19 protein-coding genes are annotated in these 22,085 nt (G+C 58.7%); 6 read left to right on the forward strand and 13 right to left on the reverse strand.

Features of this window, described 5'->3' with window-relative positions:
- Positions 1–15 precede the first annotated feature (15 nt).
- The 5 genes from ACLEJW_RS07305 to ACLEJW_RS07325 all read right to left on the reverse strand — a co-directional run bounded on the left by ACLEJW_RS07305 (position 16) and on the right by ACLEJW_RS07325 (position 6,134).
- Positions 16–1,506: an aldehyde dehydrogenase gene (locus ACLEJW_RS07305; RefSeq protein ID WP_440777299.1), complete on the reverse strand. Its 1,491-nt coding sequence runs from the start codon at positions 1,504–1,506 to the stop codon at positions 16–18.
- Between the two features lie 12 nt (positions 1,507–1,518).
- Positions 1,519–2,412: a dihydrodipicolinate synthase family protein gene (locus ACLEJW_RS07310; RefSeq protein ID WP_313454796.1), complete on the reverse strand. Its 894-nt coding sequence runs from the start codon at positions 2,410–2,412 to the stop codon at positions 1,519–1,521.
- Positions 2,413–2,483: 71 nt separating this feature from the next.
- Complete coding sequence (locus ACLEJW_RS07315) at positions 2,484–3,812, reverse strand: MFS transporter (RefSeq protein WP_145184586.1); 1,329 nt, start codon at positions 3,810–3,812, stop codon at positions 2,484–2,486.
- A 185-nt stretch (positions 3,813–3,997) separates the two neighbouring features.
- On the reverse strand, positions 3,998–5,317 hold the full coding sequence (locus ACLEJW_RS07320) for an NAD(P)/FAD-dependent oxidoreductase (RefSeq protein ID WP_313454794.1): 1,320 nt from the start codon (positions 5,315–5,317) through the stop codon (positions 3,998–4,000).
- Between the two features lie 94 nt (positions 5,318–5,411).
- On the reverse strand, positions 5,412–6,134 hold the full coding sequence (locus ACLEJW_RS07325) for a GntR family transcriptional regulator (protein WP_015268383.1): 723 nt from the start codon (positions 6,132–6,134) through the stop codon (positions 5,412–5,414).
- 339 nt (positions 6,135–6,473) lie between these two features.
- Between ACLEJW_RS07325 and ACLEJW_RS07330 the strand changes: the two genes are divergently transcribed.
- The 6 genes from ACLEJW_RS07330 (at position 6,474) to ACLEJW_RS07355 (ending at position 12,130) form a co-directional block, all read left to right on the forward strand.
- The gene (locus tag ACLEJW_RS07330) at positions 6,474–7,166 is read left to right on the forward strand and encodes a GntR family transcriptional regulator (protein ID WP_313454791.1); all 693 of its coding nucleotides are present in this window, start codon (positions 6,474–6,476) and stop codon (positions 7,164–7,166) included.
- A 126-nt stretch (positions 7,167–7,292) separates the two neighbouring features.
- Positions 7,293–8,144, forward strand: a complete 852-nt coding sequence (locus ACLEJW_RS07335) for a glycine betaine ABC transporter substrate-binding protein (RefSeq protein WP_440777300.1) — start codon at positions 7,293–7,295, stop codon at positions 8,142–8,144.
- 74 nt (positions 8,145–8,218) lie between these two features.
- A complete protein-coding gene (locus tag ACLEJW_RS07340; protein WP_313454787.1) occupies positions 8,219–9,331 on the forward strand; it encodes a quaternary amine ABC transporter ATP-binding protein in 1,113 nt (370 codons plus the stop codon).
- On the forward strand, positions 9,328–10,185 hold the full coding sequence (locus ACLEJW_RS07345; protein ID WP_313454785.1) for an ABC transporter permease: 858 nt from the start codon (positions 9,328–9,330) through the stop codon (positions 10,183–10,185). Before ACLEJW_RS07340 ends, ACLEJW_RS07345 begins: the two co-directional genes overlap by 4 nt.
- Positions 10,172–11,023 carry an ABC transporter permease gene (locus ACLEJW_RS07350; RefSeq protein ID WP_145184606.1) on the forward strand — a complete coding sequence of 284 codons (852 nt, stop codon included), beginning with the start codon at positions 10,172–10,174 and terminating at the stop codon, positions 11,021–11,023. The genes ACLEJW_RS07345 and ACLEJW_RS07350 overlap by 14 nt, the downstream gene beginning before the upstream one ends.
- 66 nt (positions 11,024–11,089) lie before the next feature.
- Positions 11,090–12,130 (forward strand): GlxA family transcriptional regulator, encoded by a 1,041-nt coding sequence (locus ACLEJW_RS07355; RefSeq protein WP_145184609.1) that lies wholly within the window; start codon positions 11,090–11,092, stop codon positions 12,128–12,130.
- A 43-nt stretch (positions 12,131–12,173) separates the two neighbouring features.
- Here ACLEJW_RS07355 and gabP read toward each other — a convergent pair whose 3' ends face one another.
- The 8 genes from gabP to atpG form a co-directional block, all read right to left on the reverse strand.
- Entirely contained in the window at positions 12,174–13,580 is a 1,407-nt protein-coding gene (gene gabP, locus ACLEJW_RS07360; RefSeq protein ID WP_440777301.1) for a GABA permease, read from the reverse strand.
- A 145-nt stretch (positions 13,581–13,725) separates the two neighbouring features.
- Positions 13,726–14,628 (reverse strand): DMT family transporter, encoded by a 903-nt coding sequence (locus ACLEJW_RS07365; RefSeq protein WP_440777302.1) that lies wholly within the window; start codon positions 14,626–14,628, stop codon positions 13,726–13,728.
- A 441-nt stretch (positions 14,629–15,069) separates the two neighbouring features.
- Entirely contained in the window at positions 15,070–16,905 is a 1,836-nt protein-coding gene (gene glmS, locus ACLEJW_RS07370; protein ID WP_440777303.1) for a glutamine--fructose-6-phosphate transaminase (isomerizing), read from the reverse strand.
- A gap of 2 nt (positions 16,906–16,907) precedes the next feature.
- On the reverse strand, positions 16,908–17,684 hold the full coding sequence (locus ACLEJW_RS07375) for a DeoR/GlpR family DNA-binding transcription regulator (RefSeq protein WP_145184621.1): 777 nt from the start codon (positions 17,682–17,684) through the stop codon (positions 16,908–16,910).
- A gap of 163 nt (positions 17,685–17,847) precedes the next feature.
- Positions 17,848–19,215 (reverse strand): bifunctional UDP-N-acetylglucosamine diphosphorylase/glucosamine-1-phosphate N-acetyltransferase GlmU, encoded by a 1,368-nt coding sequence (glmU, locus tag ACLEJW_RS07380; RefSeq protein ID WP_145184624.1) that lies wholly within the window; start codon positions 19,213–19,215, stop codon positions 17,848–17,850.
- A 113-nt stretch (positions 19,216–19,328) separates the two neighbouring features.
- Complete coding sequence (locus ACLEJW_RS07385) at positions 19,329–19,754, reverse strand: F0F1 ATP synthase subunit epsilon (RefSeq protein WP_145184627.1); 426 nt, start codon at positions 19,752–19,754, stop codon at positions 19,329–19,331.
- A gap of 44 nt (positions 19,755–19,798) precedes the next feature.
- Positions 19,799–21,175 carry a F0F1 ATP synthase subunit beta gene (gene atpD / locus ACLEJW_RS07390; RefSeq protein ID WP_009684662.1) on the reverse strand — a complete coding sequence of 459 codons (1,377 nt, stop codon included), beginning with the start codon at positions 21,173–21,175 and terminating at the stop codon, positions 19,799–19,801.
- Between the two features lie 27 nt (positions 21,176–21,202).
- Positions 21,203–22,063: a F0F1 ATP synthase subunit gamma gene (gene atpG, locus ACLEJW_RS07395; protein WP_145184630.1), complete on the reverse strand. Its 861-nt coding sequence runs from the start codon at positions 22,061–22,063 to the stop codon at positions 21,203–21,205.
- Between the last annotated feature and the right edge of the window lie 22 nt (positions 22,064–22,085).

Below are 22,085 nucleotides of genomic sequence, written 5' to 3' on the forward strand. Positions count from 1 at the left end.
CCCGCGTGCCACCAGTCACGAAGCGTTGATCCAAATGGTCTTCAGCTCCGTGTACTGATCATGGGCCCAGATGGACTTGTCCCGCCCACCGAAGCCAGACTCCTTGTAACCACCAAACGGCGTAGTCACATCCCCTTCGCCGAAACAGTTAACCGTGACCACGCCCGCACGGATTTCACGCGACAGGCGCAGCGCATTGCGCAGGCTGCCGGTATAGGCCGAAGCGGCCAGGCCGTAGACGGTATCGTTGGCCAGCTCGATCGCCTCATCGATGGTCTCGAAGCTGGTCACGCTCAGCACCGGACCAAAGATTTCCTCGACGAACAGCTTGTTGTCGCGGCCAACGTTGTCGACGACGGTCGGTTGCACGAACACGCCTTCCTCGGTTTCGCCGCCCTGAACGATGCTGAGTTTCTGCTCGGCCGCGTATTCCAGGTACGACTTCACCTTCTCGAAGTGCGACTTGCTCACCATGGCGCCCAGACGGTTGTCCGGGTCGAGCGGATCGCCCAGTTTCCAGTCCTTCAGGTGCTTGGCGATCAGGCCCAGCAGTTCGTCTTTCACGTCCTTGTGGACGATCAGGCGCGATGAGGCCGAGCAGTTTTCGCCCATGTTCCAGAACGCACCGGCAGTGACGTACTGGGCCACTTCGTCGAGGTCTTCGCAGTCGTTCATGACCACCGCCGGGTTCTTGCCACCTAGCTCCAGAACGATGCGCTTGAGGTTGGACTCGGCGGCGTATTTCAGGAATAGGCGACCGGTGTCGGTGGAACCGGTGAAGCTGACCATCGGGATGTCCATGTGGCGGCCGATGGCTTCGCCCACTTCACGGCCACCGCCAGGCACCAGGTTGAACACGCCTGCAGGAATGCCAGCCTCGTGAGCCAACTCGGCCACGCGCAGGGCGCTGAGGGTGGTTTCCTTGGCCGGTTTGACCACGATCGAGCAACCGGCGGCCAGCGACGGAGCGATCTTCCAAGCCAGCATCAGCAGCGGGAAGTTCCAAGGCAGCACCAGGCCGACCACGCCGATGGCTTCGCGCACGACCATGGTTACGGCAGCGTTGCCGGTTGGGGCAGTGGCGTCGTAGATCTTGTCGATCAGCTCGGCATGCCAGCGGATGGTATGAATAGTTTCCGGCACGTCGACGGTCTGGCATTCGCTGACCGGCTTGCCGCTGTCCAGCGCTTCAAGCACCGCCAATTCGTGGGCGTTGTCTTCCAGCAATTGGGCGAACTTCTGCAGCACATGCTTGCGGTCGTTCGGCTGCATCTTCGCCCAGGTGCCCTCTTCGAACACCCGCTTGGCAGCGGCCACGGCGACGTTGACGTCGTTGACGTCGCAGGCCGCGACTTCGGCCAGTTGCTTGCCGGTAGCCGGGTTGGTGGTCACAAACGTGCGGCCGGAAATGGCATCGCGGAACTCACCGTCAATGAACGCCTTGGTGCGCAGTTGCAGGTCGGCAGCGATGGCCGCGTATTGTGCCTTGCTCAGCAATTCAGCCATGTTCCAGTCTCCTTATTTGATCTGGGCGATGGTGGCTTTCAGTTCGGTGACCACACGCTTGAGTTCCTGCTTTTCGGCCTCGTCCAGGTCGTACAGCGGCTTGCGTACGCCGCCAGTCTTCAGACCGTTCAGAGCGACACCGTTCTTGATGGCCTGTACAAACTTGCCACCTTCGAGGAAGTCCATCAGCGGCATCATGGCTGCCATGATCTTGCGGCCTTTGTCGAAGTTCTTCTCGACCGCGCAGGCCTCGTACAAGGCCACGTGCTCACGTGGGATGAAGTTCGAGCCGGCGCAAACCCAGCTCTTGGCGCCCCAGGCGAAGAACTCCAGGGCCTGGTCGTCCCAGCCGCACGAAAGCTGGATGTTCGGGCGCTTGATGGCCAGGCGATGCAATTGGGCCATGTCACCGGAGCTTTCCTTGATGGCGACGATGTTCTTCACATCGGCCACGGCGTCGAAAAACTCTTCACCCATGCTCACGCTCATGCGGCCTGGGTAGTTGTAGAGCATGATTGGCAGGCCGGCGGCAGCGTCGACTGCTTTGACGTGCAGGGCGATTTCCTGCTGGGTCGGCAACGCGTACGGCGGGGTACCGACCAGCAGCGCATCGGCCTTGATTTCCTTGGCGTGCTGGGCGAAAGCCACAGCGTCTTCGGTGCGAATGCCACCGGTACCAACGATCAGCGGCAAGCGACCATTGAGCACGTCCTTAGCCTGGGCAGCCAGTTCGATGCGTTCTTGAGTGGTGTGGGCATAGTATTCACCGGTCGAGCCGCCGATGATCACGCCGTGAACTTTCGAGTCGACCAAGTACTCGAGCACCTCGGCGAAGGCCGCTTTGTCGATCGAGCCGTCCGCTGCCAGTGGAGTGATTGCCGGGGTGTAGATGCCTTCAAATTTCACGGTAGATTCTCCAAGGATACATTTGGTAGTGAAAGCCGCGACGCAACGCGCCGCGACGGCTGTGTTTCAGGTCAGGCGAGCGAGGCGGCCTGTTGCAGATTCATTGATCGGGTTTCGGGTGCCAGCGCGAAGGAGAACGCCAGGCCGACGAAAGTCACTGCGGCCGCGGCGTACATGGTTGCGCCGATTCCGTAGGTATCGAGGGCAATCGGGACCAACCAGGTTCCGACCGCAGCGCCGATCCGCGACATAGAGGTGCCCACACCCACCGCACCAGCGCGAATTTCGGTAGGGAAGAGTTCGTTGGGGTAAACAAGCTGCAGCACTTGGGCACCGCCAATAAACAGTGCATAGGCGCCGAACAAGGCCAAAATCAGCATTTCCGAACCGCTACTGAATGCGCCCAGGCCCAGCAACGCCAGCCCCGACCACAAGAAGCTATGCAGCAGCGTGGTACGCCGGCCAAGCCCGTTGATCAGGCGTGTAGCAATGATGCAGCCGACTACGAATAGACAGGTGATGGCGACAGAGCCGATCGACGCCCATTCACCTTTGAGGTTGAGCGCGCCCAGAACCTTCGGGGCGAAGGCATAGACGGCAAACACCGGGATAACCGAGCAGGTCCAGAACATGGTGACGAACAACATGCGTTTGCCATAGCCGGAGTGCAGCAGGCTGAGGAACGACAGTTTTCGCGTTTTAGGCTCTTCTGGCAGATTGCGCAGAGAGAAATCATTGCCATATACACGCTTGATAATCTGCTCGGCCTCGGCGCTGCGGCCTTTGCTGATAAGCCAGCGTGGCGACTCAGGCGTACCAAGGCGCAACATGAACAACACGCTACCGACTACTGCTGCACTGGCCAGGACCATGCGCCAGGCATCATCGCCACCGTGATGAAGAATCGCTTCCCCAACCATGTAGGCCACAGCTGCGCCTGCGAACCACAGCACAGTAAGGGTGGCCAGGCGAGGCCCCCGATTCTTCTTGGGCAGGAACTCGACCAGCAGCGAAGTGGCCACCGGATATTCAATGCCGACCGCGATGCCAATGGCAAAACGCAGCAAGAACAGCGCAAGCGCTGACTCCACCCAGAACTGCGCGACTGAGGACAGAACGAACAGAGTCGGGCCGACGAAGAAAACGCGTTTGCGACCAAAGCGATCAGTCAACCAGCCGCCGAAGAAGCCACCGAAAAAAATGCCGATCAGCGCCGAGGCCGCGATCATGCCCTGCCAGAAGCTGGACAGGCCAAGCCCCGCGGACATCTGCGCCATGGCCACGCCAACGATGCTAAGCACATAGCCGTCAACAAATGATCCGCCGCCAGAGCGCACCGTCAGAAACTGATGAAAACGATTAATAGGTACGTCTTCAATTGATACATTGGAATTTGTCATTGTTTTCTCCTGCCACGACCAAAGTGCAGCCTGTTCAAGGGCGAACGGATCCGCGAAGCTGAAAAACCTATTCAGCTCCGTCTCGTCGAAGTGCGCTTCGACCCTAAACAGCACGCAATAGAAACCGCAGGCCAGGCAAATTACTGCCCAGCAAATATCAATAAGTTATAGCGTCTTAAATTAACTCAGCTTTCTTTTCCGGCGCGGTACTGTCCCCATTTCAGATTCAGGTTCAAACCCAGCGACACCAAGGGCGCCGGGGGGTTCGCGCACGGTCCTGGTGCCTGGCGAACAAAATCGATCAGTTCATTCTTCTCACCGGCTAGCCAGTCAGCCAAAAGTTTGCCGGTCGCGGTGCCACGAGTAACACCCAAGCCATTGCAGCAAAGGGCACCGTAAACATTAGGCGCTAATTCTCCAAAATACCCCATGTGGTTTCGCGACATTGCCAGTGCACCGCCCCAGGTATGTTCGAAGGGCATGTCTGGCAGCATCGGGAATCGACGTTCGAAGGCGTCACGATGACGAACCACGAAGCGTTCGAGGTATTTGCGATTGGCACGGCCGTCAGGGTTGAAACTGAAACTGTTACGGATCAACAAACGGTTGTCTGGCGTGCGACGCACAGTGGTGCCGAATGGATCAGCGGGAATGACGCCCCAGTATGGCTTGCCGCCTAGCCTCGCCTGCTCCTCTTCGTCCATCGGACGGGTCAGGCTGGCATAAGTGAACACCGGCAACATGCGGCCTTTGAGGAAGCCGAAACTCATACCGAAAGCGTTGGTAGTGAGCACCAGCTTGTCAGCCGTGATCGAGCCATTGGCATGCTTGAGCACGGTCTTTGCGCCGTATTCAATATCGGTGATCGGCGTCTGCTCATACAGCGTGACATTCGGCGGCAGATTATCTGCCAACCCTTTCACCAACGCCGAGGGCTGAATAAGAGAAGTACCCGGAGTGAACAGGGCCTTGCGGTAGAAGTGGGTGCCGATATGCTCTGGAAGCTGATCGGCGTCAATCATCTCGTAAGGCTGATCGAGCTTGTCCAAACCGCGCCGGTAGGCATCCAGGACGGCAATGCCACGTGGCTCTACGGCAGCTTGGTACTTGCCGCAATGCTTCATCTGGCAATCGATCTGATAACGTTCAACCAGTTCCTTGAGGAATGACTGTCCGCTGAGATTGAGCTTCAGCGTGGTTCTGGCGATGGCGATGTCACCAATGTAATCGTCGGCGCCGATGTCATGAGGCAGGTCGATGGCAAAACCAGCATTACGTCCCGACGAACCGAACCCCACTTCCTGAGCTTCGATGAGCACGACCTGGTCATCCGGAAAATTCAACGCCAGCTGGCGTGCGGCGGCTAACCCGGTAAAGCCAGCGCCGACCACAACCCAACGTGCGGCGGTGTGCCCGTGGTGCGGAGCTTTGATCTGCCGTCCTTTGCTCAGGTGGTACCAACCACACGTGGTGTCGTCGGCGGGCAACGAGGTGATCTTTGTCATTTCAGGAACCAGATATTGTTGTTAGCGTCTGTTCCTCATCACGCCTCGCCAAACCCGGCATCCTGCCGGGTGTTGGCGCGCGGTGAGCATTACTTCATAAGGCCAGGGCCACTTCCATCCCTTGGGGCGCCGCGTATTCGGCCATGCGGCGACGGGACAACTCGAAGTGCTCACGCACAAGCTGTCCGGCAGTTTCAGGATCTCGACGCTCGATGGCCTCGATCATTTGATCGTGCTGCTGGCAGGCGAGCTCTAGGTCGCGCTGCATATCATCAGTGGTCGGATGTCGATAGAAGATCTTGCCCAGCCTTGTGTGGTCGATCAGAAGGCGCCGCAGGCTGGGCAACAAGTAGTCGTTATGCGCCATCCGGCCGATCTCCAGATGGAAGGCATCGTTGTAGAGCACACGGTTTTCTACATCACGCTGTTCAATGGCCTGACGGAACATCGCCTGAATGGCCTTGAGGCCCTCGATCTCACGCGTAGTTGCATGTGTAGCCGCCAACTGAGTGGTCGCTATGTAGATCAACGGCGCAGCCAAGAAAAAGCTATGCAAAGAATCGTGGTTCATCGCAGCCACGCGAGGTGCTCGATTAGCCTCCAATTCTATGTAGCCCTCAGCAGCGATCTGTCTCAGCAGCTCGCGAACCGGCGGGCGGGACAGGCCGAACTCCTCACACAAGGCCAGCTCATCGACCACCGCGCCAGGTGCCAGCTCCATGCTCAGGATGCGCCGACGCAAGGCATCAGCAAGGACGCCCTTGCGGTCCAGCGGCACCTCACCGATCAGTGGATGAGCCTCAGCGGTTGCTTTCATGGCGGCTTTCTTGGTTGTCATATTGTTATGTCTACAATTTGTATAATGAATATAGGGTTCGTTAGACAATGTGTCTACTAGTTTTGCGACCATCGGTACAGCGTGATCACGATGGCTCGAAGCTCACATTTCTGTCCGCGACAATATCATGCCAACCCACGACCATAGCGGCGCCCAGCGCAGCCGCCGCAAAGGCTGATGGCCACTGGGCTCGCGGTATTCTTTAGAAATTATCTTGGTATACACAAAGAATACAATCGCGTTGACGGGGCTCGGAACCCATGCCAGTCTGAATCAAACAGTGATCGCTCCGGGTTTTGGTGAACGGTGGAGGGTTCCATGAGAGGCGGCAAAAATGAGCTGTACGAGGATCTGAAAGGCCAGATTCTGACCATGGAGCTCAGCCCCGACCAATTGCTGGACGAGTTGGGGCTAAGCGAACGATATGGGCTATCGCGTACCCCTGTCCGAGAGGTATTTCGCCGCCTGGCGGGTGAAGGCTATCTGGACATACAGGAACATCGTGGCGCCCGAGTGGCACCGATGAACCACAACACCTTGCGTAACTTTTTCCTGGTGGCGCCCATGGTGTATGCCGCTATCGGCCGACTTGCTGTTCAAAACTACAAGCCCGCTCAACTGCGCGACCTGCATGCCACCCAGGAGCGCTTTCGCACGGCGAGCCAAATTCGCGACCCTCGGGCGATGGTCGTCGAGAACAACCGCTTCCACGAGATCATGGGCGAGATGTCTGGCAACCCTTATCTCGAACCCAGTCTTGGTCGCCTGTTAATCGACCACGCACGTATCGGCCACACCTTCTTCCGCCCATGCAATAGCGACATGGAGCGCCACCTGTGCTTGGCCGTCGAGCACCACGACAGCTTCATTGAAGCTTTCAGCCGGCATGACGAAGGTGCCGTAGTCGATTTGGTGTTCGAACACTGGGAGCTTTCGCGCTGCAACATGCAGATGTTTATCGCCCCGCAAAGCCTGGTTGAAGACGTTGCACGCGATATCAACAGCGGCTGACACGCGCTCGTAGGACCGTTTTGCAGTACCCCCCATGGACGGACGATGACCGACCAGGGATGCACGCAGGTGAATTTCAACAAAAACAGGGCTTAACGCCCAGCCACCACAATGCAGGAGTTCAACATGAATCGTATCCGCAAGGCACTGTGTGCAATCGCAATGATTGGTCTAGGGCTGTGTCAGGCCCATGCCGACGAAAAGGTCATCAACATGGGCACCCTTTCCTGGGAAGACCTCACGCCCATCACCGGGATCACCAAGAAAGTCCTGGAGGACGCCGGCTATACCGTCAAGGTGACTTCGTTCTCGGAGTGGGGCATCGCGTATGCGGCCCTGAGCAAAGGTGACGTGCAGATCCTCGCCTCGCAGATCGACTACGTGGCCCAGGATTTCTGGAACCGTAACAAGAGCCGCCTGGAAAAGATCTCGCCGGTTTCTCACGGACTGTACCAGGCGATCGCGGTGCCAAAGTACGTGCCAATCGACTCGATTGAGCAGCTCAACGAAAACGCTGACAAGTTCGGCAACAAGATCGTCGGGATTGAACCCGGGTCGGGCTTGATGAGTGATGCCGCCAAAGCGGTCAAGGCTTATGACCTGAAACTCAACCTGCTCGAAGGCAGCACCGCAGCCATGACGGCGGCGCTGAAATCCGCAGTCGACCGCAAGGAATGGGTGGCCGTGACACTGTGGGAGCCGACCTGGATGGCCCTCCAATACGACACCAAATTCCTGAAGGATCCGAAAGGCGTGTTCGCTCCAGCGCAAGGCTACTACTGGATTGGTCAGAAAGGCTTCTCAGCGGAGAACCCCCAGGCCCGCGAGGTCATCGCCAGCGTTTATGTACCCCTGGCGGACATAAGTACGATCAACAGCGCAGTGAACGATGGCAAGACAATGGACCAAGCCGTGAAGGAATGGACCGACAGTCATGCTGATCTGCTCAAGCGCTGGGAAAACATCAAAAAATACTGACAGCAGCGTTTCACCTTGCCACTGCCGAACTTGAAACAAGAACACACCAGAAAAACTCTGGTTCGGGTGCACACATGAATACCAAGAATGTTGTTGAAACACTGGTCGATTGCCGCGGTGTCTGGAAGATCTTCGGCGACCGCGCGCCGGCCGCCATGCAGGCCTACCGTGAGCGCGGCCTGACAAAAACCCAGATTCTCCAGGATTATGGCTGCGTTGTAGGCGTCTCCAACGTCAATCTGCAGGTACGCCGCGGCGAAATCTTCTGCATCATGGGTCTCTCTGGCAGTGGCAAATCCACGCTTATCCGGCTTCTCAATCGCCTGATCGTTCCTACCAGCGGCGAAATCCTGGTCAAGGGCCGCGACATCGCCCAACTGGACGCTGCCGCACTGAGGGAAGTACGTGCCAAGCATATCGGCATGGTGTTCCAGAGTGTCGCCTTGCTGCCACATCGCACTGTATTGGAAAACGCAGCCTTCGGGCTGGAAGTGCAAGGCCTGTCCAAGACCAAACGTCATGAGGTGGCCGGGCGCGCCCTGGCCAAGGTTGGTCTGAGTGATTGGGCCAACCGCTTTCCCGCCGAACTCTCGGGCGGCATGCAACAGCGTGTCGGTCTTGCCCGGGCAATCGCTTCCGACCCGGAGGTGATCCTGATGGACGAGCCCTTCAGCGCCCTGGACCCTCTGATCCGCCGGCAGCTGCAGGACGAGTTCAGGGAACTGACCAAATCGTTGGGCAAATCCGCCGTGTTCATTACCCACGACCTGGAAGAGGCCATTCGCATCGGTGACCGTATCGCCATCATGAAAGATGGGGTGATCATCCAGGAAGGCACGGCCGAAGACATCGTGCTAAACCCGGCCGACGATTATGTAGCCGAGTTCGTCGCAGGGATTTCGCGCCTGCACTTGGTCAAAGCCCACTCCATCATGCAGCCGCTTGCCGAATACAGTGCCCGCCACCCGCACGAAAACCCCGAGCTCTTGCAATGCGCGGCCCCCGAAAGTGACCTGGATTCCCTTATCAACCTGTTGATTCGCTCAGGCCACGACGCTGTGGGCGTGCGCGACAACGGAACATTGCTGGGAGTGATAAGCCAGCGTGACCTCCTGCGCGCTGTCCAAGGGGTCCGGGACGACGAATCCCATGCTCAGGCACGTACGTCTGTGGAGGGTCTCGTATGAACCCCGAAGACTTCGCTTCCGCCTTCGATGAACATGTCGACAATGCCTTGATGTGGCTGTCAGACAATGCCGCTGGCTTGTTCGACCTGTTCAACGACCTGCTGAAAGCTTTGTACCAGGCGGTCTATACGGTACTGGAAGTACCACCTTTTTATGCTGTGGCATTGCTGTTCGCCCTGCTGGCATGGCGCTTAGCAGGGTGGCGCTTTTCGCTGGGTACCTTTTTGGCGCTGCTGATGTGCGCGCTGATGGGATTGTGGTCGCAAACCATGAGTACCTTGGCCCTGGTACTTACTGCCACCAGCCTCGCTCTGGTAATCGGGATTCCCTGCGGAGTAGTGGCCGGCCTGTCTCCAGCGGTGAATCGCATCTGTGAACCGGCCATGGACCTGGTTCAGACGTTACCGCCATACATCTATCTGCTGCCTGCCATCGCCTTGCTCGGCTACGGCACTGGCACAGCATTGGTAGCAACGGTCATCGTTGCCGTACCTCCAGTGCTACGGCTCACTGCGCTGGGCATTCGCATGACACCGAAAGCGTTTCTGGAACTGGGGAATGCAAGCGGCACAACCGGATGGCAACAATTCGTCAAAATCCGTTTGTCGTTCGCCATGCCAAGCATCATGACTGGTATCAACCAGAGCTTGATGATGGCCTTCGGCATGGTGGTCATCGCAGGGATCGTCGGTTCTGGAGGCCTTGGGGAAGTTATCTACAGCGCCATTCGGACATTGGACATCGCCCGCTCGATCAACGCAGCGATCGCGATCGTGGTCCTCACTCTGATCCTCGACCGGCTGGCACAGAGTGGCATCCGCACTGCCGAGGAGGCACGTCATGACGCTCACTGAAATGAACCTCTCTCCCGGCGCCTACCTCGCCCCCTTGTTCGACTGGCTGAACACCAACCTACATGGGCTGTTCGCCGTCATCAGCCGCTTCGTCGAGGCCATGCTAGGCGCGATCGAGGCGCTGCTGTTGCTACCACCGGCTTACGCCATGATTGCCGGTGTATGCATTGTGACGGGGTTGTTGATCAACCTGCGCAGCGCAGGGCTTGCAGGCCTGCTACTGGGCTTTTGTTGGCTAAGTGGTTTCTGGACCGCTTCCATGCAGACCATCGCCTTGGTGTCCGTGGCTGTATTGATTGCGGTTGCCGTGGCCTTCCCACTCGGCATCCTTGCAGCTCGGGTAAAACGTTTTGACAACGCCGTAAGTCCTCTGCTGAACGTGATGCAGACCGTCCCGCCATGGGTGTACCTGATCCCCGCAGTGATCATCTTCAGCCTGGGCAAAGTGCCGGCGATCATGGCGACGATCATTTATGGCATTCCGCCGATGCTGCGCCTGACCACGCTAGGCTTCCGCCAGGTACCCAAAGACCTGCTGGAACTCGGCCAGGCTACCGGTGCAAAACCCAGCACCATCTTGTTCAAGATCGAGCTTCCCAGTGCCATGCCCACCCTGTTGGTCGGCCTCAATCAATGCATCCTGATGTCGCTGGCCATGGTCGTTCTGGCCGGGTTGGTCGGTGCCGGTGGCCTGGGCGCCGAAGTTACCCGCGGCCTTACTCGTATGGAAATGGGGCTCGGCCTGCGTGCGGGCTTGGCTATCGTCGCCGTGGCTCTTTTACTCGACCGGCTCTCACGAGGCCTGCTCAGCCGTAGGGCTGGGTCACAACTTCAGTAAGCCCCGGAAAACAAGGCGGGCCGTTCTGCCCGCCACAACCTTTTGCATGATCAAAGAGAAACACCGTTGCGTCCCACTCGTAGCTTTAGTAATGCCCTGAATGGGCACAATTCGCGTTTCACCCACTCGGTCGAACAGCCCACCCATCAACAGACGCGCGTGGGCTTTCTCTTGCTCGAGCACTTCTCCCTGTTGGCGTTTACTCAGGCCCTGGACACTCTAGTGACTGCCAATCTGATTCAGCCAGAAACCTGTGTGAGTACCACCTTCAGCTTGGACGGCCAGTCGGTAATCAGTGACCTGGGTATCGATATCTCTCCAGCAGCATCATTGGAGAAAAGCCTCAAGCTACCCTTGGATTTGCTGGTGATTTGCGGTGGCCTGCGTACCGCGCTTGTAGCATCCGCTGACTTGAGCGCATGTCTGCAGGGCCTGGCAAGAAAGGGAGTTGCATTGGCCGGACTGTGGAACGGCGCCTGGTTCCTAGGGCAGTCGGGGTTGCTTGACGGCTACCGCTGCGCTGTTCATCCGGAGCACCGTGGGGCCGTAGCAGAAATCGCCCATCACAGTCACGTAAGCACAGACAGCTTCGTCGTCGACCGTGACCGCTTAAGCGCGGCGAGTCCTGCAGGCGCGTTCAACATGGTGCTTGAGTGGTTGGGGCAAAGAAGAGGCACGGCGTTGACTGATGGCGTTACCGCCATCCTGGCTTTCGAGGCGTCCCGCTACCGGCGCACTGTCCCGGCACCTCACACCAACATCAGTGAGCCGCTACGTGAAGCGATCAGCCTGATGGCCGCGAACATCGAAGAGCCCCTGAGCCAGGATCAGATAGCCGAATACGTAGGTCGCTCGAAGCGCCAGATCGGACGCTTGTTCCAGCATCAGCTGGGGACAACTCCTGTGCGCTACTATCTGGAGCTACGCATCACCGAAAGCCGACGGCTGCTGCAGTATTCCGACCTGCCTCTATTGGGCGTGGCCGTGGCATGCGGGTTCGTCTCTGCAAGCCACTTCAGCAAGTGCTATGCGTCGTTCTTCGGATACAGTCCTTCTAAAGAAAAACGCTTTGCCTGCGTGAAAAGCATGCAGCGCGAACCCAGTTGACGTAGAGCCCGCGCGCAGACGTTCTGCGAACGGGCTTTCCATGTCACGCAGCTTCTGTCGTCGACAGCGGCATCACCTGCCCATGGCGCCGGCTGTTTATCACACCTATTACCAGGATCACCAAGGCCAAGCCGATGGTTAGCGATACCTCCAATCGATGTTGGGGCATCACGAACATCACGCCCAGGGCGAAAATGATAAAGCCAATCACCCCATAGGTAAGCCATGGGTAGAGCCACATCTTGAAGGCAATCGCTTGGTTCTGCTTCTCCAGCACGGCTCGCATGCGTAGCTGTGAGAAAGCGATAGCGAGGTATACCAGCAGAGCAATCGAACCCGAACTGGCCAACAGAAATGCAAACACTTCAGACGGTGCGAAGTAGTTGATTATGGTGGTCACCATGCCAATCAGAGTGCTGCCTATCACCGCAGCACGAGGTACGCCGGCTGCTGAAGTGCGGCCTATGGCTGCCGGTGCATCTCCGCGCTTGGCAAGCGAGAACAACATGCGCGAAGCGATGTAGATAGACGAGTTCAGGCAGCTGGCCACCGCCACTAGCACTACAATGTCCACCATCAGCTTGGCATAGGGAATGTTCATGATCTCCAAAGCCCGTTGATAGGAACCATGAAGTGGCAGCAGCGGATCATTCCATGGCACCACCGATATGATGATGAAGATGGAAAGCAGGTAGAACACGCTTATACGCCAAATCACGGAGCGTGTGGCCTTGGCGATGTTTCGGGCGGGGTCGGCAGATTCGGAAGCGGCGATAGTGACCGCTTCGGTGCCGAGGTAGCTGAACATGGTGGTGAGCAAGGCACCAATGATGGCCGTCCAGCCATTAGGCATGAAACCACCATGGGCGCTCATCAGACTTGCCAGACCGCTGACCTCGCGTGCCGGCAGTGCCCCTGCCAGAGCGAATCCGCCAAGTGCGATGAAGGCAACGATCGCGATCACCTTGAGCATTGCGAACCAGAATTCGAACTCACCGTACTTGGCTACGCTGAACAGGTTCGTGGCGGTGAGCAGCACTGTCATCGACAACGCGAAGCACCAGGGTTGAACCCCGGGAAACCAGTTGTTGAGCACGACGCCGGCAGCAATCGCCTCGATCGGAATCACCAGCACCCAGAACCACCAATACAGCCAGCCAATGGTGAAACCGGCCCAGCGCCCGATTGCACGATCTGCATAAGTGGAAAAGGAACCGGTGTCAGGACTCGCCACCGCCATCTCGCCTAGCATGCGCATTACTAGCACTACGAGAGCGCCAGCAAGCGCATAGGCAATGATCGCTGCCGGACCTGCCGCAGCGATCGCTTGCCCGGAACCTACGAATAAACCCGCGCCGATCACTCCGGCAATCGACAACATAGTCACATGTCGAGGCTTGAATCCCTGCGCCAACTGATCGCTGACTTTTCCAGACGTCGTCATAGTCATTATGGTCCCTGCTTTTGCTCTTGTTATGGGTAGGGTGCAGTGCCAGGGCACGTCACCGCTTAACCATAGAGAGCGAAAACAGGGCTCAATTGACTGGATCGGACACCAAATGGAGTGAGCCGGACATATCCCGGGCTACACAGCGTCAATGAGATGATGGCTTGCAGCGGGCGCTCAGCACAGTGGCCAGCACCACTAGTGCCGCCCCAGCACCCATGCGCAGTGAAGGCTGTTCGCTAAATAGCCACCAAGCACAAGCGATGGCATACACAGGCTCCAGGGCGATGATCATCCCAGCCGTGCGCGCCTGCAGCCCATCCAGGCTCTTTACGAAAAGAAATTGCGAAAGCCCGGTGCAGAAAACGCCCAGCAGCGCCAGGTTTACCCAGTCATCAGCCCGCAGGCTGGCAGTGGCGAAGTGGCTAAAGGCAAAGGGGATCATCAGCGCTGCCACTACCACGTTCTGCCAAAACGCGATCTGCAGGGCGTTCATACCCCCTGTGTGGCGACGGTTAGCCACCGCCAGAAGTGCGAATGACAAGCCCGAAGCCAATCCCCAGACCAAACCGACAGTGCCCTTGTCGAGCAGGTCGAATGAAGGAACCACCAACACCAGCCCAGCTGTCACCATCAGCAGCAGCAGGCCTTCGGTTCTACCGATACGCTCGCGAAACAGCAGCAAGTCCACGAGAGCGATGAACGCGGGGAAGCTGGCGAAGCCGAGCGTAGCGACTGCTACGCCTCCCACTTTCACAGCAATGAAGAACGTAACCCAGTGGGCGGCCAATAAAGTGCCAGTGAGGCCAATGACCGGTAGATTGCGCCAGCTCAGGGCATCCAACAGACGAGTGCCATTGAGGCCAGCAACGAACCCAAGGGCAATGAAGGCAAATGTCGCCCGGCCGAAAGTAATCACGCTGGCATCGGCGAGAATCAACGCCCCAAGGATACCGGTAAGTCCAAACAGTACGGCAGCGACGTGTGCGCTGAGCAGAGCATTACGATGACCGGTGGAAGCACCGGTACTGGAAGCAGAAGTAGCGATCATGGCAGTCAAGTCTTCAATAAGCGCGCGAGGGCGTTCCGCGCGGCGCGGCGCGGCGCGGCGTAAAAAACGTAGTAATTTCTATTTTTTGGGGTGCTACCGGATTGTCGGTGCAAGGGGCGCCGCAGCATTGGACTTGTAAGACGAGGCTGCTTACTCGAAACCAGCAACGGCTGGCCTTTAGCGCGAGGCGAGCCGTTATGTGAATTATTGAAGGTAGGTAGCTGGATCAACCGTTTGAGGAGGACAGGATCTTGTCCAGAAAAGACGTCCCGCGTGTCTCAAGTCGACATTGCCCAAGCGGCGTTTGTCCTGAGCGATTTTGCATGAACGATGCAGTGAAAGAGGGAGCCGGTTAAGGCTCCCGTCTTCAGCGACGGTTTTTATTGCGGTGCGACAGTTTTGATTTTCTACATCCACGCTATGAGCGTTAACACCCGTCGCTTACTCAACCGTCACCGACTTGGCCAAGTTACGCGGCTGGTCCACGTCGGTGCCTTTGAGCACCGCCACGTAGTACGAAAGCAGCTGCAGCGGAATGGTGTAGAGAATCGGCGCCAGCTCGTCAGCGATGTGCGGCACGTTGATCACGTGAGTGCCTTCACCGTTGCTCAGGCCTGCGTTTTCATCGGCGAAGACCACCAGCTCACCGCCGCGGGCACGGACTTCCTGCAGGTTCGACTTGAGCTTCTCGAGCAGCTCGTTGTTCGGCGCCACCGTGACCACCGGCATGTCGTTATCCACAAGCGCCAGCGGGCCGTGCTTGAGCTCGCCAGCCGGGTAGGCTTCGGCGTGGATGTACGAAATTTCCTTGAGCTTGAGCGCGCCTTCCATGGCCACCGGGTACTGAGCGCCGCGGCCGAGGAACAGTGTGTGGTGCTTGTCGGCGAACAGCTCTGCGGTTTTCTCCACCGTGCTGTCCATGGCCAGGGCTTCGCCAAGACGTGTTGGTAGACGACGCAGTTCTTCGACCAGGCCGGCCTCTACGCCGGGCTGCAATGTTCCGCGCACCTGGCCCAGGGCCAGCGTCAGCAGCATCAGCGAAACCAGCTGAGTGGTGAAGGCCTTGGTCGAGGCCACGCCGATCTCTGGCCCGGCCAGGGTCAGCAGGGTCAGGTCGGATTCGCGCACCAGCGAGCTGATGCCGACGTTGCAGATCGCCAGGCTGCCGAGGAAGCCCAGCTCCTTGGCGTTGCGCAGCGCCGCCAGGGTATCTGCAGTTTCGCCGGATTGTGAGATCGAGACGAACAACGTATCAGGCTGCACCACCACTTTGCGGTAGCGGAATTCGCTGGCCACTTCGACCTGGCACGGGATGCCGGCCAGGCTTTCCAGCCAATAGCGCGCAACCATGCCGGCGTGGTAGCTGGTGCCGCACGCCACGATCTGCACATTGCGGACCTTGGCGAACAGCTCAGCGGCCTGTGGACCAAAGGCTTGGACCAGGACGTGGTCTTTGCCCAAGCGGCCTTCCAGGGTGCGCTGCACCACGGTGGGCTGCTCATGGATTTCCTTGAGCATGAAGTGGCGGAAGGCACCTTTGTCAGCCGCTTCGGCACCTTCATGGTATTGCACGGTTTCTCGCTGGACTGGCTCGCCAGCCTGATCCCAGATCTTCACCTGGTCGCGGCGGATTTCGGCGATATCGCCCTCTTCCAGGTACATGAAGCGATCGGTGACCTGGCGCAGGGCGAGTTGGTCGGAGGCCAGGAAGTTCTCGCCCAGGCCCAGACCGATCACCAGCGGGCTGCCGCTGCGCGCGGCGACCAGGCGATCGGGTTGTTTTTGGCTGATCAGGGCCAGGCCGTAGGCACCGTGCAGGCGCTTGACCGCGACCTTCAGCGCATCGGTCAGGTCCGGCGTACTTTTCAGGGTGTAATGAATCAGGTGCACGATGACTTCGGTATCGGTCTGCGAGGTGAAGACATAGCCAAGGCCTTTGAGTTCTTCACGCAGTTCTTCGTGGTTTTCGATGATGCCATTGTGCACGACCGCCACTTCGTGGCCGGAGAAGTGCGGATGGGCGTTGCCTTCGGTCGGGGCGCCGTGGGTCGCCCAACGGGTGTGCGCGATGCCCAGCTGCCCCACCAGCGGCTCGGCAGCCACGGCCGCTTCCAATTCGGCGACCTTGCCGATCCGCCGGCGCCGATCCAGTCCACCTTGCTGAGTCAGAACGGCCAGCCCGGCACTGTCATAGCCACGGTACTCAAGACGTTTGAGGCCTTCGATGAGGATGGCGGTGATATTGCGCTCGGCGACGGCGCCTACGATTCCACACATGGTTATTGCTCCTGGCTGATCGCGGCGCAGATCAGGTTGATGCCGCGGGCTTGAAGATCGTCGCGTGCCGCTGCGGGCAGGCGTTCATCGGTAATAAGGGTGTGCACGCTGCCCCAGGGCAGCTCAAGATTGGGGATCTTGCGCCCGACTTTGTCGGACTCGACCATCACGATCACTTCGCGCGCTACCTCGGCCATCACTCGGCTCAGGCCCAGCAACTCATTGAACGTGGTGGTGCCACGCTGCAGGTCGATGCCATCGGCACCGATGAACAGCTGGTCGAAATCGTAAGAGCGCAGGACCTGTTCAGCGACCTGGCCTTGAAACGATTCGGAGTGTGGGTCCCAGGTGCCGCCCGTCATCAACAGTACCGGCTCATGCTCCAGCTCACTGATCGCCCGGGCCACATTCAATGAGTTGGTCATCACCACCAGCCCGGGCTGGCGGCCCAGCTCAGGGATCATGGCAGCCGTAGTGCTGCCGCTGTCGATGATGATCCGCGCGTGCTCCCGGATCCGCGCGACTGCTGCCTTGGCGATCGCCCTCTTGTAGGCGGAGATGGGTTGCACGGCTTCGCCCAGCATCTCTTGCGGGACGGGCACGGCACCGCCATAGCGACGCAGCAACAAACCGTGGGTTTCCAGGGCGGCCAGGTCCTTGCGAATGGTGACTTCCGATGTTTCGAAACGTTTGGCCAAAGCGTCCACGCTGACCTCACCCTGCTCGCTGAGCAGGGCCAGAATGTTGCGGCGGCGCTGTGGGGTGTTACGTTTCGACATGAGCGGATAAGTTTCGATTCGAAAGATAATGGTTGCAATCAAAACCTAAGTCGCTGGATTCGTCAAGGCTGTGCAGCGCCGCCGTCACGTCGGCTCGGCGGTCAGGCATAAAAAAACCGACTTATTCACATAAGTCGGTTCGATCGAAAGAGCTGTGTATAACTTAGCCCTTGATGATTTTCTCGGGTCGCTTCCAGCCAGCGATGTTGCGCTGGCGCGCTCGCGCCACCGCCAGTTCGGCTTGTTCAACGCTTTGCGTGATGGTCGAGCCGGCTGCCGTAGTGGCGCCTGCCTTGATTTCCACAGGCGCAACCAAGGCGTTGTTGGAGCCGATGAAGACATCCTCGCCCAGTACGGTTTTGAACTTGTTGGCGCCATCGTAGTTGCAGGTAATGGTGCCGGCGCCGATGTTGCTACGCGCACCGATCACGGCGTCGCCCAGGTAGGTCAGGTGACCGGCCTTGGCGCCCTCACCCAGATGGGCGTTTTTCAGCTCGACGAAGTTACCCACATGCGCCTTGGCTTCCAGCACGCTGCCCGGACGCAGACGCGCGAACGGGCCTGCATCGCTGCCCTCGCCCATCACCGCGCCGTCCAGATGGGTATTGGCCTTGATGATCGCACCTTTGCGCAGGGTGCTGTCCTTGATCACGCAGTTCGGGCCGATCTGCACGTCGTCCTCGATGACGACGTTGCCTTCGAGGATCACGTTGATGTCGATCAGCACATCGCGCCCGACGGTAACCTGACCGCGCACATCGAAGCGTGCAGGGTCGCGCAGGGTTACACCCTGAGCCATCAGACGGCGTCCTTCACGCAGCTGATAGTGACGCTCGAGCTCCGACAGCTGGCGACGGTCATTGGCGCCCTGCACTTCCATGGTGTCATGCGGCTGTTCGGTGGCCACCAGCAGGCCATCGGCCACCGCCATGGCGATGACGTCGGTCAGGTAATACTCGCCTTGGGCATTATTGTTGGACAGTCGGCCCATCCAGTCAGCCAGGCGTGCAGCCGGCATCGCCAGAATGCCCGTATTGCCTTCGCGGATGGCTTTTTGCGCTTCGCTGGCATCCTTGTGCTCGACGATGGCCGCTACCTGTCCCTCGGCATCACGCACGATGCGGCCATAGCCGGTCGGGTCCTGCAGGGTCACCGTCAGCAGCCCCAGCTGCTTGTCGCTGACCTTGGCCAACAGGCGCTGCAAGGTTTCCACTTCGATCAGCGGGACATCGCCATACAGCACCAGCACGGTGTCGGCAGTGATCGCCGGTAGCGCTTGGGCCACGGCATGGCCGGTACCCAGTTGCTTATCCTGCATCACGAAATTCAGGTCATCGGCCGCCAAGCGCTCGCGCACCAGCTCTGCACCGTGTCCGATGACCACATGGATACCTTGTGGCGCGAGCTGCCGTGCGCTGTGGATAACATGACCAAGCATGGAATTGCCTGCAACCGGGTGCAGCACCTTGGGCAGCGCCGAGCGCATGCGGGTGCCTTGGCCGGCGGCGAGAATAACGATATCGAGTGACATTGACTGGCTACCAATCCTGGGCGGTCAGTGAAGCGACCGGTTTGAGGGTGACAAAAAAGAAAAAGGGTAGCCGATGGCTACCCTTGTTCTCAATCTGCACGAAGGCTGCGGGCTTAGCCGCCGAACTTCCTGCGGATCTGCTGGACGGTGCGCAGCTGAGCTGCGGCCTCGGCCAGACGTGCGGATGCGGCACTGTAGTCGAAATCCGCGCCTTTCTCGTGCAGGGCCTTCTCAGCTTCCTTGACGGCATTCTGAGCGGACGCTTCATCCAGGTCGGCAGCACGTTGCACGGTGTCGGCGAGTACCTTGACCATGCTCGGCTGCACTTCCAGGAAGCCACCGGAGATGTAGAACACCTCGCGCTCGCCGCCCTGCTTGGTCAGCGTGATCGGACCAGGCTTGAGATTGGTGATCAGCGGCGCGTGGCCTGGAGCGATACCCAGATCGCCCAGGTTGCCGTGCGCTACTACCATCTCGACCAGGCCGGAGAAGATTTCTCCTTCCGCGCTGACGATATCGCAATGGACTGTCATAGCCATCTGCTTGCCTCAACCTGATTAGCGCCCCTTGCGGGGCGCCGGGATTACAGTTTCTTGGCTTTCTCGATCGCTTCGTCGATGCTGCCGACCATGTAGAACGCTTGTTCTGGCAGGTGGTCGTAGTCACCTTTGAGGATGCCGCTGAAGCCAGCGATGGTGTCTTTCAGGGAAACGTACTTGCCTGGCGAACCGGTGAAGACTTCGGCCACGAAGAACGGCTGCGACAGGAAGCGCTGGATCTTACGAGCACGGGCTACCAGTTGCTTGTCGCTTTCGGACAGTTCGTCCATACCCAGAATGGCAATGATGTCCTTCAGCTCTTTGTAGCGCTGCAGAACATACTGAACGCCACGAGCGGTCTCGTAGTGCTCGTTGCCGATCACGTTCGGGTCCAGCTGGCGCGAAGTCGAGTCCAGTGGATCGACCGCTGGGTAGATACCCAGGGAGGCGATGTCACGGGACAGAACGACGGTGGCGTCCAAGTGGGCGAAGGTGGTCGCTGGCGACGGGTCGGTCAAGTCGTCCGCAGGTACGTATACGGCCTGAACGGAGGTGATCGAACCTTCCTTGGTGGAGGTGATGCGCTCTTGCAGAACGCCCATCTCTTCAGCCAGGGTCGGCTGGTAACCTACTGCCGAAGGCATACGACCCAGCAGTGCGGATACTTCGGTACCGGCCAGGGTGTAACGATAGATGTTGTCGACGAACAGCAGAACGTCGTTACCTTCGTCACGGAATTTCTCGGCCATGGTCAGGCCGGTCAGCGCAACGCGCAGACGGTTTCCTGGTGGCTCGTTCATCTGACCGTAGACCAAGGCTACTTTGTCGAGAACGTTGGAGTCCTTCATCTCGTGGTAGAAGTCGTTACCCTCACGAGTACGCTCACCCACACCCGCGAACACGGAGTAACCGCTGTGTTCCATGGCGATGTTACGGATCAGTTCCATCATGTTGACGGTCTTGCCGACACCGGCACCACCGAACAGACCGACCTTACCACCCTTGGCGAACGGGCAAACCAGGTCGATAACCTTGATGCCGGTTTCCAGCAGGTCGTTGCCGCCTGCCTGGTCAGCGAACGAAGGCGCTGGCTGGTGGATACCGCGACGCTCTTCTTCACCGATCGGGCCGGCTTCGTCGATTGGGTTGCCCAGTACGTCCATGATACGGCCCAGGGTGGCCTTACCAACAGGAACGGAAATGGCAGCGCCAGTGTCGACGACATCCAGACCGCGCTTCAGGCCTTCGGTCGAGCCCATCGCAATGGTACGAACCACGCCGTCGCCCAGCTGCTGCTGAACTTCCAGGGTGGTTTCCGCGCCTTGTACTTTCAGCGCGTTGTAAACACTCGGCACGACGTCACGTGGGAATTCCACGTCGATGACGGCGCCGATGATTTGAACGATACGTCCGCTACTCATAGCTGGATCCTCTGAATTTTTGAACCGTTAAACCGCGGCAGCGCCGCCGACGATTTCCGAGATCTCCTGGGTGATCGCAGCCTGACGCGCCTTGTTGTAGATCAACTGCAGCTCTTTGATCAAATCACCGGCGTTGTCTGTGGCGTTTTTCATGGCGATCATCCGGGCCGCTTGTTCAGCAGCGTTGTTCTCGACCACCGCCTGGTACACCTGCGACTCCACGTAACGCACCATCAAGCCGTCCAGCAGCTCTTTTGCGTCGGGTTCGTACAGATAGTCCCAGTGATGCTTGAGATCCTGATCCGGGGTTGCCACCAACGGTACCAATTGCTCGACCGTCGGTTGTTGGGTCATGGTGTTGATGAACTTGTTCGAAACCACCGAGAGGCGATCGATACGGCCGTCCAGGTAGGCGTCCAGCATGACTTTGACGGAACCGATCAGATCGTTGATCGACGGCTCTTCGCCCAAGTGGCTGATCGCGGCTACGACATTGCCGCCAAAGATGCGGAAGAAAGTCGCACCCTTGCTGCCAATCACGCACAGGTCGATTTCAACGCCCTGTTCGCGGTTTGCGTTCATGTCCTTGACCAGGGCCTTGAACAGGTTGGTGTTCAAGCCACCGCACAGACCACGGTCACTGCTCACCACGATATAACCGGCGCGCTTCACAGGGCGCTCGATCATGAACGGGTGGCGGTATTCCGGGTTGGCGTTGGCCAGATGACCGATCACCTGGCGGATACGCTCCGCGTAAGGACGGCTAGCAGCCATGCGCATTTGTGCCTTGCGCATCTTGCTGACCGCCACTTTCTCCATGGCGCTGGTAATTTTTTGCGTGCTTTTGATGCTCGCAATCTTACTGCGAATCTCTTTTGCGCCTGCCATGTATCACCTATCAGGTTAGCAA

The organism is Pseudomonas sp. SMSB3, assembly GCF_052041965.1.
GTDB lineage: Bacteria > Pseudomonadota > Gammaproteobacteria > Pseudomonadales > Pseudomonadaceae > Aquipseudomonas.

Excerpts from the sequence above, each read along its gene's own strand:
- ACLEJW_RS07345 (WP_313454785.1), top strand. The coding sequence starts at position 9,328 with ATGAACCCCGAAGACTTCGCTTCCGCCTTCGATGAACATGTCGACAAT.
- atpD (WP_009684662.1), bottom strand. The coding sequence starts at position 21,175 with ATGAGTAGCGGACGTATCGTTCAAATCATCGGCGCCGTCATCGACGTG.
- ACLEJW_RS07305 (WP_440777299.1), bottom strand. The coding sequence starts at position 1,506 with ATGGCTGAATTGCTGAGCAAGGCACAATACGCGGCCATCGCTGCCGAC.
- glmS (WP_440777303.1), bottom strand. The coding sequence starts at position 16,905 with ATGTGTGGAATCGTAGGCGCCGTCGCCGAGCGCAATATCACCGCCATC.
- atpG (WP_145184630.1), bottom strand. The coding sequence starts at position 22,063 with ATGGCAGGCGCAAAAGAGATTCGCAGTAAGATTGCGAGCATCAAAAGC.
- ACLEJW_RS07340 (WP_313454787.1), top strand. The coding sequence starts at position 8,219 with ATGAATACCAAGAATGTTGTTGAAACACTGGTCGATTGCCGCGGTGTC.
- ACLEJW_RS07325 (WP_015268383.1), bottom strand. The coding sequence starts at position 6,134 with ATGAAAGCAACCGCTGAGGCTCATCCACTGATCGGTGAGGTGCCGCTG.
- ACLEJW_RS07375 (WP_145184621.1), bottom strand. The coding sequence starts at position 17,684 with ATGTCGAAACGTAACACCCCACAGCGCCGCCGCAACATTCTGGCCCTG.
- ACLEJW_RS07350 (WP_145184606.1), top strand. The coding sequence starts at position 10,172 with ATGACGCTCACTGAAATGAACCTCTCTCCCGGCGCCTACCTCGCCCCC.
- ACLEJW_RS07315 (WP_145184586.1), bottom strand. The coding sequence starts at position 3,812 with ATGACAAATTCCAATGTATCAATTGAAGACGTACCTATTAATCGTTTT.
- ACLEJW_RS07320 (WP_313454794.1), bottom strand. The coding sequence starts at position 5,317 with ATGACAAAGATCACCTCGTTGCCCGCCGACGACACCACGTGTGGTTGG.
- ACLEJW_RS07365 (WP_440777302.1), bottom strand. The coding sequence starts at position 14,628 with ATGATCGCTACTTCTGCTTCCAGTACCGGTGCTTCCACCGGTCATCGT.
- ACLEJW_RS07335 (WP_440777300.1), top strand. The coding sequence starts at position 7,293 with ATGAATCGTATCCGCAAGGCACTGTGTGCAATCGCAATGATTGGTCTA.
- ACLEJW_RS07330 (WP_313454791.1), top strand. The coding sequence starts at position 6,474 with ATGAGAGGCGGCAAAAATGAGCTGTACGAGGATCTGAAAGGCCAGATT.
- glmU (WP_145184624.1), bottom strand. The coding sequence starts at position 19,215 with ATGTCACTCGATATCGTTATTCTCGCCGCCGGCCAAGGCACCCGCATG.
- ACLEJW_RS07385 (WP_145184627.1), bottom strand. The coding sequence starts at position 19,754 with ATGGCTATGACAGTCCATTGCGATATCGTCAGCGCGGAAGGAGAAATC.
- gabP (WP_440777301.1), bottom strand. The coding sequence starts at position 13,580 with ATGACTATGACGACGTCTGGAAAAGTCAGCGATCAGTTGGCGCAGGGA.